Source organism: Streptomyces sp. NPDC093801, from assembly GCF_040701585.1.
Taxonomy (GTDB): domain Bacteria; phylum Actinomycetota; class Actinomycetes; order Streptomycetales; family Streptomycetaceae; genus Streptomyces.
This window is the reverse complement of sequence record NZ_JBFBDP010000049.1, coordinates 14,146-34,080: the sequence shown is the minus strand read 5'-3', so window position 1 is coordinate 34,080 and position 19,935 is coordinate 14,146. Positions and strand designations below refer to the sequence as shown.

Sequence of the window (19,935 nt, the reverse complement as noted above, 5' to 3'; positions counted from 1 at the left end):
GCTCCTTCACAGATGGCGACGTCGCTGCGCGGCTTGCCGGTCGTACTCTTCGCGGGCCTGGGCCGCCGACGCACGGGTCGCGGTCTCGGCCACGGGAACATCCCACCACGCCTGTGCCGGGGGTGGGCCCGACACAGTGTCGGGTGTTCGGGTCTGTGCGTAGACACATGTGGGACGGTCGGCCCCGCGTGCCTCGGCCAGGGCTTTCCGCAGGTCACCGATGGTGCGGGTGCGGATCACGGCCATCCCGAGGGAGGCGGCGTTGGCCGCCAGGTCCACCGGAAGGGGGTCGCCCGTGTACGCGCCGCCGGGGCCCCGGAAGCGGTACGCCGTGCCGAAGCCCTCGCCGCCCACCGCGCCCGAGAGGCCGCCGATGGAGGCGTAGCCGTGGTTGTCGAGGATGACCACCCGGAGCGGGACGCCCTCCTGGACGGCGGTGACGATCTCCGTCGGGTTCATCAGGTACGAGCCGTCTCCGACGAGCGCCCACACCGGCCGGTCCGGGGCCGCCAGGGCCGCTCCGAGGGCGCCCGGGATCTCGTAGCCCATGCAGGAGTACCCGTATTCGACGTGGTACTGGTACGGCGAGCGGGCCCGCCACAGCCGGTGCAGGTCGCCCGGGAGCGAGCCGGCCGCGTTGACGATCACGTCGGTGTCGTCGACGACGGCGTCCAGCGCGCCGAGCACCTGCGCCTGGGTGGGGACGGCGTCCTCGTCGGGGGCGTGGAAGGCCTGGTCCACCAGGGCCTCCCAGGAGATCTTGGCCCTGCGGTACGTCTGCTCGTACGCGGGGTCCACCCGGTGGCCCGCCAGCTCGGCGCGCAGGGCGTCCAGGCCCTCGCGGGCGTCCGCGACCAGCGGGAGGGCGGCCTGCTTGTGGGCGTCGTACGGGTCGAGGTTGAGGCCGAGGAAGCGGACGCCGGGGTCCTGGAAGAGGGTCGAGGAGGCGGTGGTGAAGTCGGTCAGCCGGGTCCCGGCCGCGATGACCAGGTCGGCGGCACGGGCCAGGTCGTCGGCGGTGGCGGTGCCGGTGTGGCCGACGGCGCCCACCTCGGCGGGGTGGTCGTGGCGCAGGGCGCCCTTGCCGGCCTGGGTGGCGGCGACGGGGATGCCGGTGGCCTCGGCGAAGGCCCGCAGCGCCTCCTCCGCCCCGCTGTGCCGGATGCCGCCGCCGACGATCATCAGGGGCCGGCGGGCCTCCCGTACGGCCTCGGCGGCGGTCCGCAGCTCGGCGGCGGCGGGCCGGGGGCGGCGCACCGCCCACACCCGCTCCGCGAAGAACTCCTCGGGCCAGTCGTGGGCCTCGGCCTGCACGTCCTGCGGCAGCGCGAGGGTGACGGCGCCCGTCTGCACCGGGTCGGCGAGCACCCGCATCGCCTGGAGGGCGGCCGGGACCAGGGCCTCGGGCCGGGTGATCCGGTCGAAGTAGCGGGAAACGGGCCGCAGGGTGTCGTTGACGGAGACGTCCCCGGCGTAGGGGACCTCCAGCTGCTGGAGCACCGGGTCGGCGGGCCGGGTCGCGAAGGTGTCCCCCGGCAGCAGGAGGACGGGGATCCGGTTGACGGTGGCGAGGGCGGCCCCGGTGACCAGGTTGGTCGCGCCGGGCCCGATGGAGGTGGTCACGGCGTGCGCCGACAGCCGGCCGCGCTGGCGCGCGTACCCGACGGCGGCGTGCACCATGGCCTGTTCGTTGCGTCCCTGGAGGAAGGGCATGGCGTCCGGCCCGCTCTCCAGCAGGGCCTGCCCGACGCCGGCGACGTTGCCGTGCCCGAAGATCCCCCAGGTGGCGGCGATCAGCCGCTGGGTGCGGCCGTCGCGCTCGGTGTACTGGCGGCTCAGGAACCGGACGAGCGCCTGGGCGGTGGTCAGCCGGACGCTGCGCGGCGCGGTCACGGGGTCTCCTCGGGTCGGGGTGCGGGCCGGTTCAGCGGGAGCCTGGGATCGACCTCCTGCCCCGCCCACGCCCCGCGAATCCACGCGTGGTCGGGATGGTCGCGGATCAGCCATTCCCGCGTCGGGTCCGGGCCGGCCATCACGTTCAGGTAGTACATGTCGTGGCCGGGCGCCGCGATGGACGGGCCGTGCCAGCCGTCGGGGATGAGGACGACGTCACCCGAGCGGACCTCGGCGAGCACGTCGGTCTTCCCGGCGGGCGAGGGCGTCACGCGCTGGTAGCCGACGCCGGGGGTGTCGCCGTGCGGGGCGATCTCGTAGAAGTAGACCTCCTCCAGGCGGGACTCCTCGCCCGGGTGGTGCTCGTCGTGCTTGTGGGGCGGGTACGAGGACCAGTTGCCGCCGGGGGTGAGCACCTCGACGGCGATGAGCCGGTCGCAGGGGAAGGCGTCGGCGGCGGCGAAGTTGTGCACCTGGCGCGAGCACTGCCCGGCGCCGCGCAGCTCGACGGGCACGGCGTCGGCGGGGCCGTACCGTGCGGGCAGCCGCCGCTCGCAGCGGGCCCCCACGAGGGCGAACCGGCCGCCGTCGGCGGAGGCGATCTCGGCGCGGGCGTCCCGGGGCACGTACGCGAAGTCGGTGGGCCCCGCGAACACCCCGCTCCGGCCGCGCAACCGGAAGATCCCTGCGGGGCCCTCCCCCACCCGGCCCCTTCCCGAAACCGGGGCTCCGCCCCGGACCCTGTCGGGGGCTCCGTCCCCGGACCCCGTTCCGGGCTCCGCGCGCCCGGTGCGCTCGAACGCCGCGCGGGCTGGATCCTGCCGCCGCGCGGGGTCCGGGGCGGAGCCCCGGGAATCAGGAGGGGGCGGTGTGGGGGAGGTCTCCGCGCAGCGGACTTCGCAGGCACCGCTCAGCGGGAGGACGATCCACTCCGACTCCCCGCATGCGTGCGCGTACGTCTCCCCCGGCGCCAGGTCGAGGACGCGCAGCCTCGTCCACTCCATCGTGTGCGACACGGTCACCGGCACGTCTCCAGAACCTCCTCCACCTCGTGCGGGAACGGCATCGCCGTGGAACAGGCGAGCCGCGAGGCGACGATCGCCCCCGCCGCGTTCGCGTACCGCAGGACCCGCTCCAGCTCCCAGCCCGCCAGCAGCCCGTGGCACAGGGCCCCGCCGAACGCGTCCCCGGCGCCCAGCCCGTTAACCACCGTCACCGGCACCGGCGGGACCTCCACCGCCGTCCCGTCGCGGTGGACGGCGAGCACCCCCTGCGGCCCCCGTTTGACCACCGCCAGTTCCACCCCGGCGGCGAGCAGCGCCCGCGCGGCCGCGTACGGCTCGCTCTCGCCGGTGGCGACCGCGCACTCCTCGGTGTTGCCGACGGCCACCGTCGCCAGGGCGAGCGCCCGCCCGTACCAGGGCCGCGGCGCGTCGCCGTCCCACAGCATCGGCCTCCAGTCCAGGTCGAAGACGGTCGTACCGGACTTCGAGCGGGCCTCCAGCGCGGCCAGGGTCGCGGCGCGGCTCGGCTCGGCGCTCAGACCCGTGCCGGTCATCCAGAACACCCGCGCGGCCCGCACCGCCTCCCGGTCGATCTCGCCGGGCTCGATCTCCAGGTCGGGCGCTTTCGGGAGCCGGTAGAAGTAGAGCGGAAAGCGGTCCGGCGGGAAGACCTCGCAGAAGGTGAGGGGCGTCGGATAGCGCGCCACCTCCCCCACCCACCGGTCGTCGACCCCGAACCCCCGCAGCTCACTGCGCAGATACGCCCCGAAGGGGTCCGCGCCGGTCCGGCTGATCACGGCCGTGCGCCGCCCGAGCCGGGCGGCGGCGACGGCGACGTTCGCCGGCGAGCCGCCGAGGAACTTCCCGAAGGTGTCGGCCTCCGCGAGCGGTACGCCCGTCTTCAGGGGGTAGAGATCCACCCCGATCCGCCCCATCGTGATGAGGTCGTACGCGGACCCGTCCCCGGCCCCGTTCCCTGCGTCCCCCGTGGTCACGTCGGGCACTCCTCCCACTCCCACTCGTCCTCCCTCTCCCCTCGGACCTCGCACCCTAAGGTGGCCGTCATGACCTCCTCCCCGCCCGCGTTGACCCGTATCCGCATCGGTTCGGCTCCGGACTCCTGGGGTGTCTGGTTCCCGGAGGATCCGCTGCAGACGCCCTGGGACCGGTTCCTCGACGAGGTGTCGGACGCCGGGTACGAGTGGATCGAGCTCGGCCCGTACGGCTACCTGCCCACCGATCCGGTCCGGCTCGCCGAGGAGACCGCGAAGCGGGGCCTGCGGGTGTCCGCCGGCACCGTCTTCACCGGACTCCATCACGGCCCCGCCGTCTGGGAGCAGACCTGGGCGCACGTGTCGCGGATCGCCGCGCTCGCCCGGGACACGGGCGCGGAGCACCTCGTGGTCATCCCCTCGTTCTGGCGGGACGACAAGACCGGCGGCATGCTGGAGGATCCGGTCCTCACCCCCGCCCAATGGCGTGAACTGACCACCCAGACCGAGCGCCTGGGCCGGGAGGTCCGGGAGCGGTACGGGCTGCGGATCGTGGTCCACCCGCACGCGGACACCCATGTCGACACCCCGGAGAACGTGGCCCGGTTCCTGGACGCCACCGATCCGGACCTGGTCTCCCTGTGCCTGGACACCGGGCACTACGCGTACTGCGGCGGGGACAGCGTCGAGGCGGTCGAGACCTTCGGCGAGCGGATCGGCTACCTGCACCTCAAGCAGGTGGACCCGCGGATCCTCGCCGAAGTGGTGGCGGGCGGGATCCCGTTCGGGCCGGCCGTCGAGCGCGGGGTGATGTGCGAGCCGCCGTCGGGGGTGCCCGCGCTGGAGCCCGTGCTGGCGGCGGCGCAGCGGCTCGGGGTGGAGCTGTTCGCGATCGTGGAGCAGGACATGTACCCGTGCCCGCCCGACCGTCCGCTGCCCATCGCCCGGCGCACCCGCGCCTACCTGCGCTCCTGCGGCGCCCGCTGAACCCGGAGGAAGACACGTCATGATGAACACGCTCGGCATCGCCGTCCTCGGCACCGGGAAGATGGGCGCCGACCACGTGCGGCGGATCGGCGACACGGTCGGCGGGGCGCGGGTGGTGGCCGTCGCCGATCCGGACGGGGAGCGGGTCAAGGCGGTCGCGGACCGGGTGGAGGGTGCGGCCGCGTTCACGGACCCGGCGGCGGCCGTGGCGGCCCCGGGGGTGGACGCCGTGCTGATCGCCTCGCCCGGCCCGGCGCACGAGGAAGCGATTCTGCACGCCCTGGGGCGGGAGCTGCCGGTGCTCTGCGAGAAGCCCCTGACCCCGGATCCGGAGGGGGCGCTGCGGGTGCTGGAGGCGGAGCGGCGGCTGGGCAGGCGGCTGGTGCAGGTGGGGTTCATGCGGCGGTTCGACGCCGAGTACGAGCGGCTCAAGGAGCTGCTGGACGGGGGCGGGATCGGCCGGCCGCTGTTCCTGCACTGCCGTCACCGCAACGCCGCCTCGCCGTCCTTCTTCACCAGCGACATGCTGATCGGCGATTCCGTGGTGCACGAGGTGGACGCGGCCCGCTGGCTGCTGGGGCAGGAGGTCACGGCCGTGACGGTGCTCTCGCCGACGCCGTCCTCGGCCGCGCCCGAGGGGCTGCGCGACCCGCGGATGGTGCTGCTGGAGACCTCGGGCGGGGCGATCGTGGACGTGGAGATCTTCGTCAACTGCGGGTTCGGCTACCAGGTGCAGTGCGAGGCGGTCGGAGAGTCCGGCAGCGCCCGGATCGGCGACGGCCACGCGATGGTGGTCCAGTCGGGCGGCCGCTGGGGCGGGGAGATCGCCCAGGACTTCACCACCCGCTTCGCCGACGCCTACGACCGCCAGGTGCGGCGGTGGGTGGCGGCGGCCGCGCGGGGGCGGGTGGACGGCCCGGACGCCTGGGACGGGTACGCGGCCGCCGCCGTCTCGCAGGCGGGGCTGGCGGCCGCGCGCAGCGGCGTGCGGACCGAGGTGCGGTTGGTGGAGCGGCCGGAACTCTACCGCTGAGCCTCCACCCGCGTCCCGGGTCCGCGGGGCGACGCCTGTGCCGCGTCCGTCACGGGTGTCGCACCCGTGTCACACATATCCGGATTACGCGGGTTTTTCGTCACAGGCGGTTCACAGCCCCTCCCCCGCCTCCACCGGCCGTCGTTCTCCGGGCACGAAGCGAGTGATCGTCAGTGTCCGCGCGCCGGCTCCCCCGACGGCCGCCCGGCCGGCCCCGGGGCGTGGACGAGGAGGTGTCGTGGATGAGCGACCGGCAGCTGTGGTCCTACAAGGAGATCGCCGCCCATATCCGGGTGCAGCCGGACACCGTGCGCTCCTACCGCAAGCACGGGCTGCTTCCGGCCCCCGACCACGTGGAGGGCGGCAAGCCCTACTGGCTCCCCGACACGATCCGGGCCTGGGTGGCCCGCCGGCCCGGCAACCGGGGGCGGCGCGAGGAGTGATCCCGCCGCCCGCACGCGGCCACCGGGCGCACCGGCACACACTGGAGGGGGGCCGGACCGCGACTCGATGGCCGGTCCATACCCCCTAGGGGTATAGTCTCTGGTAGAGAGAGACACCCCCTGATAGGAGAACGACATGACCGCCGTGACGGAAACCGTGTACAAGGTCACCGGAATGACCTGTGGGCACTGCGAGGGCGCCGTGACCGCCGAGCTGACCGCCCTGCCGGGCGTCACCTCCGTCAAGGCCGTCGCCGCCACCGGCGAGGTCACCGTGGTGTCCGCCGCCCCGCTCGCCGAGGCCGACGTCCGCGCCGCCGTGGACGAGGCCGGGTACGAGCTCGCCGGCCAGGTCTGAGCCCCCTTCCTTCCGCAGCACCCCGCCGGGCCGCACCCGCCAGCCCCCGACTGGACCGTGCGGCCCGGCCCTTCCCCCGGAGCGGGACATGAGCAGCAGCACAGTGCACGAGGGGCCCATAACCGCGGCCGGCGGCGGCCCGGCGGAGGTCGAGCTGACCATCGGCGGGATGACCTGCGCCTCGTGCGCGGCCCGCATCGAGAAGAAGCTGAACCGGATGGACGGGGTCAGCGCCACGGTGAACTACGCCACCGAGAAGGCGCACGTCTCCTACGGCGACGGCGTCCGGGTGGCCGATCTCATCGCGACGGTGGTCCGCACCGGGTACACGGCCGAGGAGCCCCCGCCGCCGCCGGAACCGGAGCCCGCCGCCGGCTCCGGGCCGCCCGCGCGGACCGGTTCCGACGCCGACCCCGCACTCGCCGCGCTGCGGCAGCGGCTGCTGGTGTCCGCCGCCCTGGCCCTGCCCGTCGTCCTGCTGTCGATGGTGCCCGCCCTCCAGTTCGACGACTGGCAGTGGCTCTGCCTGACCCTGGCCTCCCCCGTCGTGGTGTGGGGCGCCCTCCCCTTCCACCGGGCCGCCTGGACCAACGCCCGGCACGGCGCCGCGACCATGGACACCCTGGTCTCGGTCGGCACGCTGGCCGCCTACGCCTGGTCCCTGTGGGCCCTGTTCTTCGGGCACGCGGGCGTGACCGGCATGCGGCACGGCTTCGAGCTGACGATCACCCGCACGGACGGCTCCTCCGCCCTCTACCTGGAGGTCGCGGCGGGCGTCGTCACCTTCATCCTGCTCGGCCGCTACCTGGAGGCCCGCTCCAAGCGGAAGGCGGGGGCGGCGCTGCGGGCGCTGCTGGAGCTGGGCGCCAAGGACGTGGCCGTGCTGCGGGGCGGGCGGGAGGTCCGGATCCCGGTGGGCGACCTCTCCGTCGGCGACCGGTTCGTCGTCCGGCCCGGGGAGAAGATCGCCACCGACGGCACGGTCGTCGAGGGCTCCTCCGCCGTGGACGCCTCGATGCTGACCGGCGAGTCCGTCCCGGTCGAGGTGGCGGCCGGGGACGCCGTCACCGGCGCCACCGTCAACGCCTCGGGGCGGCTGGTCGTGGAGGCCACCCGGATCGGGGCCGACACCCAGCTGGCCCGGATGGCCCGCATGGTGGAGGAGGCGCAGAGCGGCAAGGCCGAGGTGCAGCGGCTCGCCGACCGGATCTCCGGCGTCTTCGTGCCCGTCGTCCTGCTGCTCGCGCTCGGCACCTGGGTCGCCTGGCTGCTGATCACCGACGACGCCACCGCCGCCTTCACCGCCGCCGTGGCCGTCCTGATCATCGCCTGCCCCTGCGCCCTGGGCCTTGCCACCCCGACCGCCCTCATGGTCGGCACCGGGCGCGGCGCGCAGCTCGGCATCCTGATCAAGGGCCCGGAGGTGCTGGAGTCCACCCGCCGGGTGGACACCGTGGTCCTGGACAAGACCGGCACCGTCACCACCGGCCGCATGGCCCTGTCCGGGGTGCACCCCGCGGAAGGGGTGGACGAGAAGGAGCTGCTGCGGCTCGCGGGCGCCCTGGAACACGCCTCCGAACACCCGATCGCCCGGGCGGTCGCCGCCGGGGCCGCCGAGGCGGCCGAGGCCGCGGGCGGGCTGCCGGTCCCCGAGTCCTTCGAGAACCTCGCGGGGCTCGGCGTCCGGGGGGTGGTCGAGGGCCGCTCCGTGCTGGTGGGGCGCGAACGGCTGCTGGCCGAGCGGGGCATCACCCCGTCCGGCGCCCTCGCCCGGGCCGGGGCGGCCGCCGAGGCCGCCGGCAGCACGGCGGTGCTGGTCGCCTGGGACGGCGAGGCCCGCGGGGTGCTGACCGTGGCCGACGCCGTGAAGCCGACCAGCGCCGAGGCCGTGGCCCGGCTGCGGGCCCTCGGCCTGACCCCGGTCCTGCTGACCGGCGACAACAGGGCGGTGGCCGAGACGGTGGCCCGGGAGGTGGGCATCGACGAGGTGATCGCCGAGGTGCTCCCGCAGGACAAGGTGGACGTGGTCCGCCGGCTCCAGGCCGAGGGCCGCACCGTCGCGATGGTCGGGGACGGGGTCAACGACGCGGCCGCCCTGGCCCGGGCCGATCTGGGCCTGGCGATGGGGACCGGCGCCGACGCCGCCATCGAGGCCGGCGACCTGACCCTCGTACGGGGCGACCTGCGGGTGGCGGCCGACGCCATCCGGCTCTCGCGCCGGACGCTGGCCACCATCAAGGGCAACCTGTTCTGGGCCTTCGGCTACAACCTGGCAGCGCTGCCGCTGGCCGCGGCGGGCCTGCTCAACCCGATGATCGCGGGGGCCGCGATGGCCTTCTCCTCGGTCTTCGTCGTCACCAACAGCCTGCGGCTGCGCTCGTTCCGCTGAAGGAGGGCCTCCTCGGGGCCTCCACACATCCTTCACTGGAGACGCAGATCACAGTGATGACAACGTAACCATCCGGGGTCGTCCCGGGTCTAATGGGGCGATGCCAGAAACATCTTGGGGGATGTTTCACGGAGGTCTTGGGGGACGTCCGCGGCATTCGCCGGCCGGGACGCGTGCCCTCGGGAAGCCTTGAGCGGCCCTCCCGACCCGAACGGGTCCCGGCAGCACACCGACGCCCCGGCGCGGGTCCCGTGGGGGGAATCCGCCGCCGGGGAAAGGGAAGCGCCCCGCCCGTCGACCCGTGGGGGGATCGACGGCGGGGCGCTTTTCGCGTGTCCGGGCCCTGGGGGCTCAGATTCAGCGGGCCTCGACCGGGACGAAGTCGCGCAGGACCTCGCCGGTGTAGATCTGGCGCGGGCGGCCGATGCGGGAGCCGGGCTCCTTGATCATCTCGTGCCACTGGGCGATCCAGCCGGGCAGGCGGCCGAGCGCGAACAGCACGGTGAACATCTCGGTCGGGAAGCCCATGGCCCGGTAGATGAGACCGGTGTAGAAGTCCACGTTCGGGTAGAGGTTGCGCGAGACGAAGTACTCGTCGGCGAGCGCGTGCTCCTCCAGCTTGAGCGCGATGTCCAGCAGCTCGTCGCTCTTGCCGAGCGCCGAGAGGACGTCGTGCGCCGCGGCCTTGATGATCTTCGCCCGGGGGTCGAAGCTCTTGTAGACGCGGTGCCCGAAGCCCATCAGGCGGACGCCGTCCTCCTTGTTCTTCACCTTGCGGATGAAGGCGTCGACGTCGCCGCCGTCCTTCTTGATGCCCTCGAGCATCTCCAGGACGGACTGGTTGGCGCCACCGTGCAGCGGGCCCCACAGGGCCGAGATGCCGGCGGAGATCGAGGCGAACATGTTCGCCTGCGAGGAGCCGACCAGGCGGACGGTGGAGGTCGAGCAGTTCTGCTCGTGGTCCGCGTGCAGGATCAGCAGCTTGTCGAGCGCCGAGACCACGACCGGGTCGAGCTCGTACTCCTGGGCCGGCACGGAGAAGGTCATGCGCAGGAAGTTCTCGACGTAGCCGAGGTCGTTACGCGGGTAGACCACGGGGTGGCCGACCGACTTCTTGTACGCGTAGGCAGCGATCGTCGGGAGCTTGGCCAGCAGGCGGATCGTCGAGAGGTGGCGCTGCTTCTCGTCGAACGGGTTGTGGCTGTCCTGGTAGAAGGTGGACAGCGCGCTGACGACCGAGGACAGCATGGCCATCGGGTGGGCGTCGCGCGGGAAGCCGTCGTAGAACCGCTTGACGTCCTCGTGCAGCAGGGTGTGCTGGGTGATCTCGTTGCGGAAGGACGCGAGCTGGTCGACGGTCGGCAGCTCACCGTTGATCAGGAGGTAGGCGACCTCGATGAAGGTCGAGCGCTCCGCCAGCTGCTCGATCGGGTAGCCGCGGTAGCGCAGGATGCCCTGCTCACCGTCGAGGTAGGTAATCGCGGACTTGTACGCGGCGGTGTTGCCGTAGCCGCTGTCCAGCGTGACGAGCCCGGTCTGGGCCCTCAGCTTCGAGATGTCGAAGCCCTGGTCACCGACGGTGCTTTCGATCACCGGGTAGGTGTATTCGCCGTCCGCGTACCGGAGTACTACAGAGTTGTCGCTCACGTCATCCCTCACCGACGTAGTGCCTCTTCTTCGAGGTGCCCTGACTGCCTCTACCTTCCCCCATTTGGCGCAGGAGAGTGCACTCGGGGTCGGCCTTTGGTCTTTTTGACGGCACTGAGTGCCGTCAACCTGCACATCCTGCCCTGCGCGTGCCGCTTGTGGGAACCCAAATGATCGATCATCTAGGTGATGTTTCCCACCGGTATCCGTCCGGCGAGCCTGGCCGCCACCGCCGTGAACCTCCTGCCTGCGGAAACGGTCCGCACGGCCTGTCCGAGGGCCTTGCGCGACCCGACCAGGACGACGAGTTTCTTCGCCCTGGTCACAGCGGTGTAGAGCAGGTTCCGCTGGAGCATCATCCAAGCTCCGGTCGTGACCGGGATCACGACCGCCGGATACTCACTCCCCTGCGAGCGGTGGATGGTGACGGCGTAGGCGTGCGCCAGCTCGTCCAGCTCCGCGAACTCGTACCCCACCTCCTCGTCCTCCTCCGTACGGACCGTCAAGCGCTGCTCGTCCGGGTCGATAGCGGTCACCACGCCCACGGTGCCGTTGAAGACACCATTGGCGCCCTTCTCATAGTTGTTCCTGATTTGCGTGACTTTGTCACCCACGCGGAAGACCCGGCCGCCGAACCGCTTCTCGGGCAGGTCCGGCCTGGCCGGAGTGATGGCCTGCTGGAGCAGGCCGTTCAGGTTGCCCGCGCCGGCCGGCCCCCGGTGCATGGGCGCCAGCACCTGGATGTCGCGGCGCGGGTCGAGTCCGAATCTGGCGGGGATCCGGCGGGCGGCCACGTCCACCGCGAGCACCCCCGCCGCCTCCGTGTCCTCCTCGGGGAAGAGGAAGAAGTCCGGCAGGCCGTCGGTGAGGGGCGGGACCCCGGTGTTGATGCGGTGGGCGTTGGTGACCACGCCCGACTGCTGGGCCTGCCGGAAGATCCGGGTCAGCCGGACGGCGGGCACCGGCCCGCCCTCGGCGAGCAGGTCCCGCAGCACCTCGCCGGCGCCGACGGAGGGGAGCTGGTCCACATCGCCGACCAGCAGCAGGTGCGCCCCGGGGGCCACCGCCTTGACCAGTTTGTTGGCGAGCAGCAGGTCCAGCATCGAGGCCTCGTCGACCACGACCAGGTCGGCGTCCAGCGGCCGGTCCCGGTCGTAGGCGGCGTCCCCGCCCGGTTTCAGCTCCAGCAGCCGGTGCACGGTGGAGGCCTCGGCGCCGGTGAGCTCGGACAGCCGCTTCGCCGCCCGGCCGGTGGGGGCGGCGAGGACCACCTTGGCCTTCTTGGCCCGGGCCAGCTCCACGATGGAGCGCACGGTGAAGGACTTCCCGCACCCCGGGCCGCCGGTGAGGACGGCGACCTTGCGGGTCAGGGCGAGCCGGACCGCGTCCCGCTGCTCGGGGGCGAGGGCGGCCCCGGTCCGGGCCGCGAGCCAGCCCAGGGCCTTCTCCCAGTCCACGTCCCGGAAGCCGGGCATCCGGTCCTCCTCGGTGTTCAGCAGCCGGCGGACCTGGCCCGCCAGCGACAGCTCGGCCCGGTGGAAGGGGACCAGGTACACGGCGGTGAGGGGGTCCGGTCCGCCCTGGGGGTCGGGCACGGACTCCCGCACGACCCCTTCCGGATCGGCGGCGAGTTCGGCCAGGCACTCGATGACCAGCCCGGTGTCCACCTGGAGCAGCTTCACCCCGTCGGAGATGAGGCGCTCCTGGGGGAGGAAGCAGTGGCCCTGGTCGGCGGACTGGGACAGGGCGTACTGGAGCCCGGCCTTGACCCGCTCGGGGCTGTCGTGCGGGATCCCGACGGACTGGGCGATGCGGTCGGCGGTGAGGAAGCCGATGCCCCAGACGTCGGCGGCGAGCCGGTACGGCTGGTTGCGCACCACCGAGATGGAGGCGTCCCCGTACTTCTTGTAGATGCGGACGGCGATGGAGGTGGAGACCCCGACGCCCTGGAGGAAGACCATCACCTCCTTGATGGCCTTCTGCTCCTCCCAGGCGGCGCCGATCAGCTTCGTCCGCTTGGGGCCCAGGCCCGGCACCTCGATCAGCCGCTTCGGCTCGGCCTCGATGACGTCGAGGGTGTCGGTCCCGAAGTGCTCCACGATCCGGTCGGCGATCCTCGGCCCGATGCCCTTGATCAGGCCGGAGCCCAGGTAGCGCCGGATGCCCTGGATGGTGGCGGGCAGGACCGTCGTGTAGTTCTCGACGCTGAACTGCCTTCCGTACTGCGGGTGCGAGCCCCAGCGGCCCTCCATGCGCAGGGACTCGCCGGGCTGGGCGCCCAGCAGCGAGCCGACGACGGTCAGCAGATCGCCGGCGCCCCGGCCCGTGTCGACCCGGGCGACCGTGTAGCCGCTCTCCTCGTTGGCGTAGGTGATGCGCTCCAGCACCCCCTCGACCACCGCCGACTGCCCCGCCCCGTTGTTCGCCATGGCACGAAGCTACCGTCCCGCGCCGACAGCGGGCCGACCTTGTGGACGAACGAAAGACCTCGTGGACGAACGAAAGGGGGTCCGGCCTCGCGGCCGGACCCCCTCACGGTTACCCCTCCCTCGTCGGACTTCCCGATCCCCCCGGATCCCCTCCCGGAAGTCCCGACGCACCGTACGACCCGCGTGCGGCCCGAAGGGTTGCATGCGGAATCACAGCTTTACCTTTCCATTACCGACGGTGCTCCGGAGGTCGCTCTGAGATGCCGATGAACCACCGCACACGTAGCGTTCCGGGCATGAGCGAATCTTCCTTCCAGGACGACGTGATGCGCGAGCTCGGTGACGACCGGCTCCAGGAGATCGCCGGTCTGCTCGGCACCGACCGGGCCGGTGCCGAGGACGTGGTCTCGACGACCGTCAGCGGCATGACCGGCGGTCTCCGGGAGAAGGCCGACGGCGGCGACGACGAGGTCCGCCAGGCCTTCGAGGAGGTGTCCCAGCCTCCGCTCCAGGGCGTGGCCACCCTGGGCGGCGGCCTCGGCGGCCTGCTCGGCGGCGGGATGATGGCGGGGGTGCTCGGCAAGGTGAGCGGGCCGGTGGCCAGTGCGGTCTCGAAGAAGACGGGCATCCCCGCCCCGACGGTCGCCCGGGTCATCGAGATGCTGGTCCCCGTCCTGCTGGCCGTCTTCGCCAAGCGCGCCTCCGCCGGCAAGGGTGCGGGTGCACCCGCGGGCGCCCCGGCCCCGGGCGCCGCCCCCGCGGAGGGCGGCGGCCTCGGCGACCTGCTGGGCCAGGTCCTCGGCGGCGGCAAGAAGTAGCGGCGGCCCGGTGGGGCCCCCAGGGCCTGTCGTCGAAGTCCCGTCGTCGCCCGGAGGGCGGCCCCGCGGCGCACGGAGCGCGTGCCAGGCGTCGCGGGGCGGACGGGAGTTCGACGACAGGCCCTAGCGGGCCGCCCCCACCGGACCGGGACCGGCGGCGGCAGCCGTGCGGGCGCCTCCGGCGGCCGGCGCACCCCGCTTCCCGGCCGCCGGCGCCAGCGAGGTCAGGCCCACCCCGCCGACCAGCAGCACGGCCGCCAGCCAGCGCAGCCCCGAGACCGACTCCCCGAGCACCAGCGCGGCCGAGGACATCCCGAACACCGGTACCAGCAGGGAGAACGGCGCGACCGCGGAGGCCGGGTAGCGGCGCAGCAGATGGCCCCAGGCGCCGAAGCCGAACACCGTGGACACCCAGGCGACGTAGCCGATGACGGCCACCCCGGACCAGTCCAGGGCCCGCAGCGCGGCCAGGTCCCGCTCGGGCCCCTCCGTCAGCAGCGACAGCACGAGCAGCGGCACCACCGGGACCGTGCACACCCACACCATGAAGTTCAGCGCGTCGGGCGGGGCGGCCTTGCGGGTCAGCACGTTGGACACGCCCCAGCAGGCGGCGGCCGCCACGACGAGCGTGAACCCGGTCGCCGGGCCGGACAGGCCCCGCTCCACGGCGGCGACCGCGATCCCGGCCAGCGCCACGGCCATGCCCAGCATCCGCACCCGCCCGGGCCGCTCGCGCAGCACGGCGGCGGCGAGGACGGCGGTGAACACGGCCTGGATCTGGAGCACCAGCGAGGACAGTCCGGCCGGCATCCCGGCGGCCATGCCCGTGAACAGCAGCCCGAACTTGGCGATGCCCAGGGCGGCCCCGACCCCCACGATCCACTTCCAGGCGACCTTGGGCCGCCCCACGAAGAACACGGCGGGCAGCGCGGCGACGAGGAAGCGCAGGGCGGACAGCAGCAGCGGCGGGAAGTGGCCGAGCCCGATCTGGATGACGACGAAGTTGAACCCCCAGACGGCGGCGACGAGTACGGCGAGAGCGGTGTGTACGGGACGCATGCTCCGAGCATCGGCGCCCCGACGATGTAGCACCAGCGCGGATCTCTTCCGGTACGGATGAAGCACTGCTTACGGTTCCCGTCCCGTGCCCCTACGATGGGCGGATGCTCGACCTGCCCCGGCTGCGCGCCCTGCACGCCGTCTCCGTCCACGGCTCCGTCGCCGCCGCGGCCGCCGCCCTCGGCTACACCCCCTCCGCCGTCTCGCAGCAGATCGGCAAGCTGGAGCGGGAGACCCGCACCACCCTGCTGGAGCGGCGCGGGCGCGGGGTGGCCCTCACCGAGGAGGCCCGCCACCTGGCCGAGACGGCCCGGGAGTTGCTGGCCATCGTCGAGCGGGCCGAGACCACCCTGGAGGAGCGGCGCGGCCTGCCCGGCGGGCTGCTGACGGTGGCCGCCTTCGCCTCGGCGGCGCGCGGACTGCTGCCGGGGGTCCTGGCCGACCTCGCCGCCCGCCATCCGGCACTGGACGTACGCCTCACGGAGGTGGACCCGCACCTCTCGGTGGACCTGGTGGCCCGGGGCGTCACCGACCTGGCGGTGGCCCACGACTGGGACATCGCCCCGCTGCCCGCCCCCGAGGGCGTGGAGCACGCGCTGATCGGCGACGACCGCTGCGACCTGGTGGTCCCCGCGGGGCACCCCTTCACCGCCCGGCGCCAGCTCCGCCGGTCGGACCTGGGCGGCCAGCGGTGGGTCTGCCAGCCGCCGGGGCGGGTCTGCCACGACTGGCTGATGCGGACCCTGCGCACGGCCGGGTTCGAGCCGGACGTGGCGCACATGGCCGAGGAGAACCACACCATCGTCGCGCTGGTCGCGGCCGGGCTCGGGATCGCGATCGTGCCCCGGCTGGGCACGGGCCCGCTGCCGCCCGGCGCGGTGGCCGTCCCCCTGGAGCCGGTCCCCGTACGCCGGTTGTACGCCCTGTGGCGGACGGGCGCCTCCCGCCGGCCGGCCATCACCGAGACCGTGCGCACCCTCAGGGAGCACTGGCCGGCCGTGTCCGGCCTGCTTCCGGGGGACGCCGCGGGTGTCCCGGGGACGCGGGGCGCGGTCCGGGAGTAGGGTCCCGGGGGTGCCGTACCACGCCTCCCGCCGGTCCCTGCTCGCCGCCGCGGCCATGGCCGCCGCCACGGCCGCCGGCGCCGCCTCCTCCGCCGTGGGCTCCCGCCGCACCCCCGACGACCCCCGCTCCCCCGAAAGCCCCCCGGGCGGCCGCCCGGACCGGGAGCGGCTGCGCGCCCTGGTGGCCTCGATGGGCCTGCCCGAGCTGGTGGGACAGCTGTTCGTCTCCCGGGCCTACGGGCACTCGGCGACCGATCCCGACCCGGCGGACGCGGAGCTGAACCGGGCCCAGTTCGGGGTGCGGACCGCCGCCGAACTGGTGGCCCGCTACCACCTCGGCGGCGTCGTCTACTTCGCCTGGGCGCACAACACCCGCTCCCCGCGGCAGATCGCCGCCCTCTCCAACGGCCTCCAGCGGGCCGCGGCCGGCTCCGGGGCCGGGATCCCGCTGCTGCTCTCCGTGGACCAGGAGCACGGGGCGGTCGCCCGGATCGGCCGCCCCGCGACCCTGTTCCCGGGGGCGATGGCGCTCGGCGCGGGCGGCTCCCCCGCCGACGCCCGCCGGGCGGCCCGGGTGGCGGGCTCGGAGCTGGCCGCGCTGGGCATCCGGCAGGACTACGCGCCGGTGGCCGACGTGAACGTGAACCCGGCCAACCCGGTGATCGGTGTCCGCTCCTTCGGCTCCGACCCGCGGGCGGTGGCGGAGCTGGCGTCCGCCCAGGTGCGCGGCTACCAGGGGGCGGGGGTGGCCGCGACCGCGAAGCACTTCCCGGGGCACGGGGACACCGAGACCGACAGCCACGTCGGGCTGCCGGTGATGCGGCACAGCCGCGCCCAGTGGGAGGAGCTGGACGAGCCCCCCTTCCGGGCCGCGGTCCGGGCGGGCGCGGACGTGGTGATGACGGCGCACATCGTCTTCCCCGCGCTCGATCCCTCGGGGGATCCGGCGACCCTCTCGCGGCCGATCGTGACCGGCATCCTGCGCGAACGCCTGGGCTTCCGGGGGGTGGTGGTGACCGACGCCCTCGACATGGCCGGGGTCCGCCAGAAGTACGGGGACGACCGGGTGCCGGTGCTGGCCCTCAAGGCGGGCTGCGACCAGCTGCTGAACGCGCCCGACCTGGGGCTGGCGTACCGCAGCGTGCTGGCGGCGGTCGGGTCGGGCGAGCTGACGCGGGAGCGGGTCGAGGAGTCGGTGCTGCGGATCCTGGAGGTCAAGGCCCGCCGGGGCCTGTTCGACGACCCGTACGCCGACGAGGAGCGGGTGGACGCGGTGGTGGGCACCGGGGAGCACCTGGAGGCGGCCGACGCGGTCGCGGCCGGGACGACCACCCTGCTGGCCAACCCGCGCGGGCTGCTCCCCCTGGACGCGTCGGCCGGTCCCCGGCTGCTGGTGACCGGCGCGGATCCGGCCTCCCCCACGGGGACGACGGGACCGCCCACGACGGTCCTGGCGCGGGAGCTGACGGCCCTGGGCTGCCGGGCGCAGGCACTGGTCCCGGAGCGGGCCGTGGCGGCCGCGCCGGGCCACGCGGCGGTGCTGGTGTGCACGTACAACGTCCCGGAGGGGGCCGGTCCGCAGCGGACGCTGGTGGCGGACCTGATCGCGACGGGCGTCCCGGTGGTGCTGGTGGCGGTCCGCAACCCCTACGACCCGGCGCGGCTGCCGGAATGCGCGGCCGAGGTGGCGACGTACGGCTGGACGGACGTGGAACTGCAGGCCGCGGCCCGGGTGCTGACGGGGGCGCGGCGGCCGGCCGGCCGCCTGCCGGTGCCCGTACCGGGCCGCTACCCGCTGGGCCACGGACTGGCGTACTGACGTACCCCGGCCCGCGGCCCGGCGGGGGCCGCTACGGCCGCAGGGAGTCGCGGCGCAGGTCGGTCCGGTCGAGCTGCGGGTCCGGCTTGGCCAGCGGGGCCGCCTGCGGTGCGGCCTTCTGCGTGCTGAACGCGTTGGCGGCGGGGGCCACTCCGGCCCACTGGAGGATCCGGGCGGTGGCCAGGGCCTTCTCGCCGTCCTGGAGCTTGGAGACGTTGGCCCCGTGGTTGGCGCCCGGTGCGATCATCACGTAGCTGTCGGTCGCCCCGTACCCGATGTGGAAGGGCTCGGCGCCCCACGGGTCGTTCTGCCCGTACACGAACAGCATCTGGTGGGCGTTGTTGCGCACCCAGGTGTCCACGTCCGCCATGGCCCCCGGCTGGAAGGCCATGGGGATGTCCCGGGGCACGAAGTCGCGCGGCGGCTGGTAGCCGTAGCGGCTCAGGCCCTTCAGCCAGGGCTGCTTGATGTCGGGCGAGCCGAGCTGGGTGCCGGCCTGGTAGTAGTACGGCGTGTAGGTCTCCAGGCCCTGGTCGGTGTAGGCCGAGAGGCCGGAGATGGTGTCGACGCTGTCCCAGATCTGCTGGTCGGTCGCGGTCTTCGCGTCCGGCAGGGTGCCGCAGTCGGAGAGCAGGCTGTACTGCCAGAAGGCCCAGGTGTAGTCGAGGACGACGGCCTCGAAGGCCTTGTCCAGGCTGCCGATGGTGTTGAAGGTCCAGCCGTTGGCGGCGGCGGCGTCCTTGTACTTGGCCTCCAGCGGCTCGCGGCGGACGAGGGCCTCGCGCTGGACGGCCGCCAGCTTGTCGCGGCACTCCTTGGTGCCGACCTTGGTGAAGAACCGGTCGTAGGCCGAGTCCTCCTTGTTGACCACGTCGTTGGGCGCGACGTAGGCGACGACGCCGTCCATGTCGCGGGGGTAGAAGCGCTCGAAGTACGTCGCCGTCATCCCGCCCTTGCTGGCTCCGGTGGCCAGCCAGTTCTTGGTGTAGATCTTCTTCAGGGCGGTGAAGATGCGGTGCTGGTCGCTGGCGGCCTGCCAGATGTCCAGCTTCGACCAGTCCGCCGGGTCGGGGCGGGACGGGTTGAAGAATCGATACTCCATGGACACCTGGTTGCCGTCGACTATGGTCGTCGGCTCGGCGCGGCGCGGGTTCGTGTTGACGTTGTAGCCGGAGGTGTAGAACACGGTCGGCCGGGACTCGTCCTTGTGCAGCAGGGTGATGCGCTGCTTGAAGGTGCCCTTCGACGGCTGCCGGTGGTCGATCGGCTGCTCGTAGTTCAGCACGAAGAACCGGTAGCCGGGGTAGGGCTTCTCCTCGATCAGGCTCATGCCCGGGATGGCGAGGATCCGGTCCTTGATGTCCGCGGTGGCGCCCTGCCCGGCGGTGGTCGGCACGGCGGCGGACGGCTCTGCGGCGGTGGCCGCCTGCGCCGTGAGACCGGCCGAGCCGATGGTGCCGATGAGCACCGCGAGCGGCAGCAGCCGGCCAAGGGTCTTGCGCATGCACTCTCCCCATTCAGTCCACTGGTGGTCGCCGTGAACCTAGCGGGGTCAACACGCCCGTGAACAGTACCGGTTGGGCCGCTGCGTCAGCACAGGATCCAGCCGGACTCCACGGATCCGGCCGCCACGGCCCCCTTCACGTACACGCACCGGCTGATCGCGCCGACGGTGACGGGGCCCGCGTAGCGGGTGAATTGCCCCGCATCGCCGACGGGGACCCCGCCGCGCGGCTGAACGCTCACCGCGAGGTAGCGGCGCTCCCCGGGATGCAGGGCGACGGTCACCGCGCAGACCTGCGTCCGGCTCTTGTACACGCGCACCTCGGCGTCCGGCAGGGGCATCGTCCTGACCAGATCGCCCGCGCAGCCGCCGGTGGCGGCCGCCGCCCGGGGGGCCGCCGCGAACACCCCGCCGGCGGCCAGCCACAGCGCCGCCAAGACCGTGGCGAGCGACGCGCCCCGCCCCCGCGCCTTCCACCCCTGAGACACCCTGACCC

The 19,935-nt window shown here is 73.6% G+C and carries 16 protein-coding genes; 8 read left to right on the top strand and 8 right to left on the bottom strand.

Annotated elements, in window-relative coordinates; translation table 11 throughout:
- Positions 1–6: 6 nt before the first annotated feature.
- From iolD to iolC, 3 genes are read right to left on the bottom strand one after another with little or no spacing between them, the layout of a single operon-like run.
- A complete protein-coding gene (gene iolD / locus AB0469_RS37040) occupies positions 7–1,893 on the bottom strand; it encodes a 3D-(3,5/4)-trihydroxycyclohexane-1,2-dione acylhydrolase (decyclizing) (protein ID WP_366455968.1) in 1,887 nt (628 codons plus the stop codon).
- Complete coding sequence (gene iolB / locus AB0469_RS37035; RefSeq protein ID WP_366455987.1) at positions 1,890–2,897, bottom strand: 5-deoxy-glucuronate isomerase; 1,008 nt, start codon at positions 2,895–2,897, stop codon at positions 1,890–1,892. Before iolB ends, iolD begins: the two co-directional genes overlap by 4 nt.
- A gap of 14 nt (positions 2,898–2,911) precedes the next feature.
- Positions 2,912–3,892: a 5-dehydro-2-deoxygluconokinase gene (iolC, locus tag AB0469_RS37030; RefSeq protein WP_366455967.1), complete on the bottom strand. Its 981-nt coding sequence runs from the start codon at positions 3,890–3,892 to the stop codon at positions 2,912–2,914.
- A gap of 69 nt (positions 3,893–3,961) precedes the next feature.
- On the opposite strand from iolC, the gene AB0469_RS37025 reads away from it, so the two are divergent.
- The 5 genes from AB0469_RS37025 (at position 3,962) to AB0469_RS37005 (ending at position 9,099) form a co-directional block, all read left to right on the top strand.
- On the top strand, positions 3,962–4,876 hold the full coding sequence (locus tag AB0469_RS37025; RefSeq protein WP_366455966.1) for a sugar phosphate isomerase/epimerase: 915 nt from the start codon (positions 3,962–3,964) through the stop codon (positions 4,874–4,876).
- A 19-nt stretch (positions 4,877–4,895) separates the two neighbouring features.
- The gene (locus AB0469_RS37020) at positions 4,896–5,909 is read left to right on the top strand and encodes a Gfo/Idh/MocA family oxidoreductase (protein WP_366455965.1); all 1,014 of its coding nucleotides are present in this window, start codon (positions 4,896–4,898) and stop codon (positions 5,907–5,909) included.
- A gap of 242 nt (positions 5,910–6,151) precedes the next feature.
- On the top strand, positions 6,152–6,352 hold the full coding sequence (locus tag AB0469_RS37015; RefSeq protein WP_042816568.1) for a MerR family transcriptional regulator: 201 nt from the start codon (positions 6,152–6,154) through the stop codon (positions 6,350–6,352).
- A 136-nt stretch (positions 6,353–6,488) separates the two neighbouring features.
- Entirely contained in the window at positions 6,489–6,710 is a 222-nt protein-coding gene (locus tag AB0469_RS37010) for a heavy-metal-associated domain-containing protein (RefSeq protein ID WP_042816569.1), read from the top strand.
- 88 nt (positions 6,711–6,798) lie between these two features.
- Complete coding sequence (locus AB0469_RS37005; protein ID WP_366455964.1) at positions 6,799–9,099, top strand: heavy metal translocating P-type ATPase; 2,301 nt, start codon at positions 6,799–6,801, stop codon at positions 9,097–9,099.
- Between the two features lie 357 nt (positions 9,100–9,456).
- Here the strand turns inward: AB0469_RS37005 and AB0469_RS37000 are convergent, their stop codons facing one another.
- Both AB0469_RS37000 and AB0469_RS36995 read right to left on the bottom strand, forming a co-directional pair.
- A complete protein-coding gene (locus AB0469_RS37000) occupies positions 9,457–10,746 on the bottom strand; it encodes a citrate synthase (RefSeq protein WP_042820327.1) in 1,290 nt (429 codons plus the stop codon).
- Between the two features lie 182 nt (positions 10,747–10,928).
- The gene (locus tag AB0469_RS36995; RefSeq protein ID WP_366455963.1) at positions 10,929–13,175 is read right to left on the bottom strand and encodes an ATP-dependent RecD-like DNA helicase; all 2,247 of its coding nucleotides are present in this window, start codon (positions 13,173–13,175) and stop codon (positions 10,929–10,931) included.
- Between the two features lie 296 nt (positions 13,176–13,471).
- Here AB0469_RS36995 and AB0469_RS36990 point away from each other — a divergent pair, with 296 nt between their 5' ends.
- Positions 13,472–13,993, top strand: coding sequence for a DUF937 domain-containing protein (locus AB0469_RS36990; protein WP_366455962.1), 522 nt, complete (start codon positions 13,472–13,474; stop codon positions 13,991–13,993).
- 123 nt (positions 13,994–14,116) lie between these two features.
- Here AB0469_RS36990 and AB0469_RS36985 read toward each other — a convergent pair whose 3' ends face one another.
- Complete coding sequence (locus AB0469_RS36985) at positions 14,117–15,052, bottom strand: EamA family transporter (RefSeq protein ID WP_366455961.1); 936 nt, start codon at positions 15,050–15,052, stop codon at positions 14,117–14,119.
- 104 nt (positions 15,053–15,156) lie between these two features.
- Between AB0469_RS36985 and AB0469_RS36980 the strand changes: the two genes are divergently transcribed.
- Both AB0469_RS36980 and AB0469_RS36975 read left to right on the top strand, forming a co-directional pair.
- Positions 15,157–16,116, top strand: coding sequence for a LysR substrate-binding domain-containing protein (locus AB0469_RS36980; protein ID WP_366455960.1), 960 nt, complete (start codon positions 15,157–15,159; stop codon positions 16,114–16,116).
- Positions 16,117–16,171: 55 nt separating this feature from the next.
- Positions 16,172–17,935 (top strand): glycoside hydrolase family 3 N-terminal domain-containing protein, encoded by a 1,764-nt coding sequence (locus AB0469_RS36975; RefSeq protein ID WP_366455986.1) that lies wholly within the window; start codon positions 16,172–16,174, stop codon positions 17,933–17,935.
- A gap of 31 nt (positions 17,936–17,966) precedes the next feature.
- Here the strand turns inward: AB0469_RS36975 and AB0469_RS36970 are convergent, their stop codons facing one another.
- Positions 17,967–19,439, bottom strand: a complete 1,473-nt coding sequence (locus AB0469_RS36970; RefSeq protein ID WP_366455959.1) for an aminopeptidase — start codon at positions 19,437–19,439, stop codon at positions 17,967–17,969.
- An 86-nt stretch (positions 19,440–19,525) separates the two neighbouring features.
- Complete coding sequence (locus AB0469_RS36965; RefSeq protein WP_366455958.1) at positions 19,526–19,927, bottom strand: hypothetical protein; 402 nt, start codon at positions 19,925–19,927, stop codon at positions 19,526–19,528.
- Between the last annotated feature and the right edge of the window lie 8 nt (positions 19,928–19,935).

Coding starts and splice junctions, on each gene's coding strand:
- iolB (WP_366455987.1), bottom strand. CDS start 2,897: ATGGAGTGGACGAGGCTGCGCGTCCTCGACCTGGCGCCGGGGGAGACG.
- AB0469_RS36975 (WP_366455986.1), top strand. CDS start 16,172: ATGGCCGCCGCCACGGCCGCCGGCGCCGCCTCCTCCGCCGTGGGCTCC.
- AB0469_RS36995 (WP_366455963.1), bottom strand. CDS start 13,175: ATGGCGAACAACGGGGCGGGGCAGTCGGCGGTGGTCGAGGGGGTGCTG.
- AB0469_RS36985 (WP_366455961.1), bottom strand. CDS start 15,052: ATGCGTCCCGTACACACCGCTCTCGCCGTACTCGTCGCCGCCGTCTGG.
- AB0469_RS36980 (WP_366455960.1), top strand. CDS start 15,157: ATGCTCGACCTGCCCCGGCTGCGCGCCCTGCACGCCGTCTCCGTCCAC.
- AB0469_RS36970 (WP_366455959.1), bottom strand. CDS start 19,439: ATGCGCAAGACCCTTGGCCGGCTGCTGCCGCTCGCGGTGCTCATCGGC.
- AB0469_RS36990 (WP_366455962.1), top strand. CDS start 13,472: ATGAGCGAATCTTCCTTCCAGGACGACGTGATGCGCGAGCTCGGTGAC.
- AB0469_RS37025 (WP_366455966.1), top strand. CDS start 3,962: ATGACCTCCTCCCCGCCCGCGTTGACCCGTATCCGCATCGGTTCGGCT.
- AB0469_RS37020 (WP_366455965.1), top strand. CDS start 4,896: ATGATGAACACGCTCGGCATCGCCGTCCTCGGCACCGGGAAGATGGGC.
- AB0469_RS37015 (WP_042816568.1), top strand. CDS start 6,152: ATGAGCGACCGGCAGCTGTGGTCCTACAAGGAGATCGCCGCCCATATC.
- AB0469_RS37010 (WP_042816569.1), top strand. CDS start 6,489: ATGACCGCCGTGACGGAAACCGTGTACAAGGTCACCGGAATGACCTGT.
- AB0469_RS37005 (WP_366455964.1), top strand. CDS start 6,799: ATGAGCAGCAGCACAGTGCACGAGGGGCCCATAACCGCGGCCGGCGGC.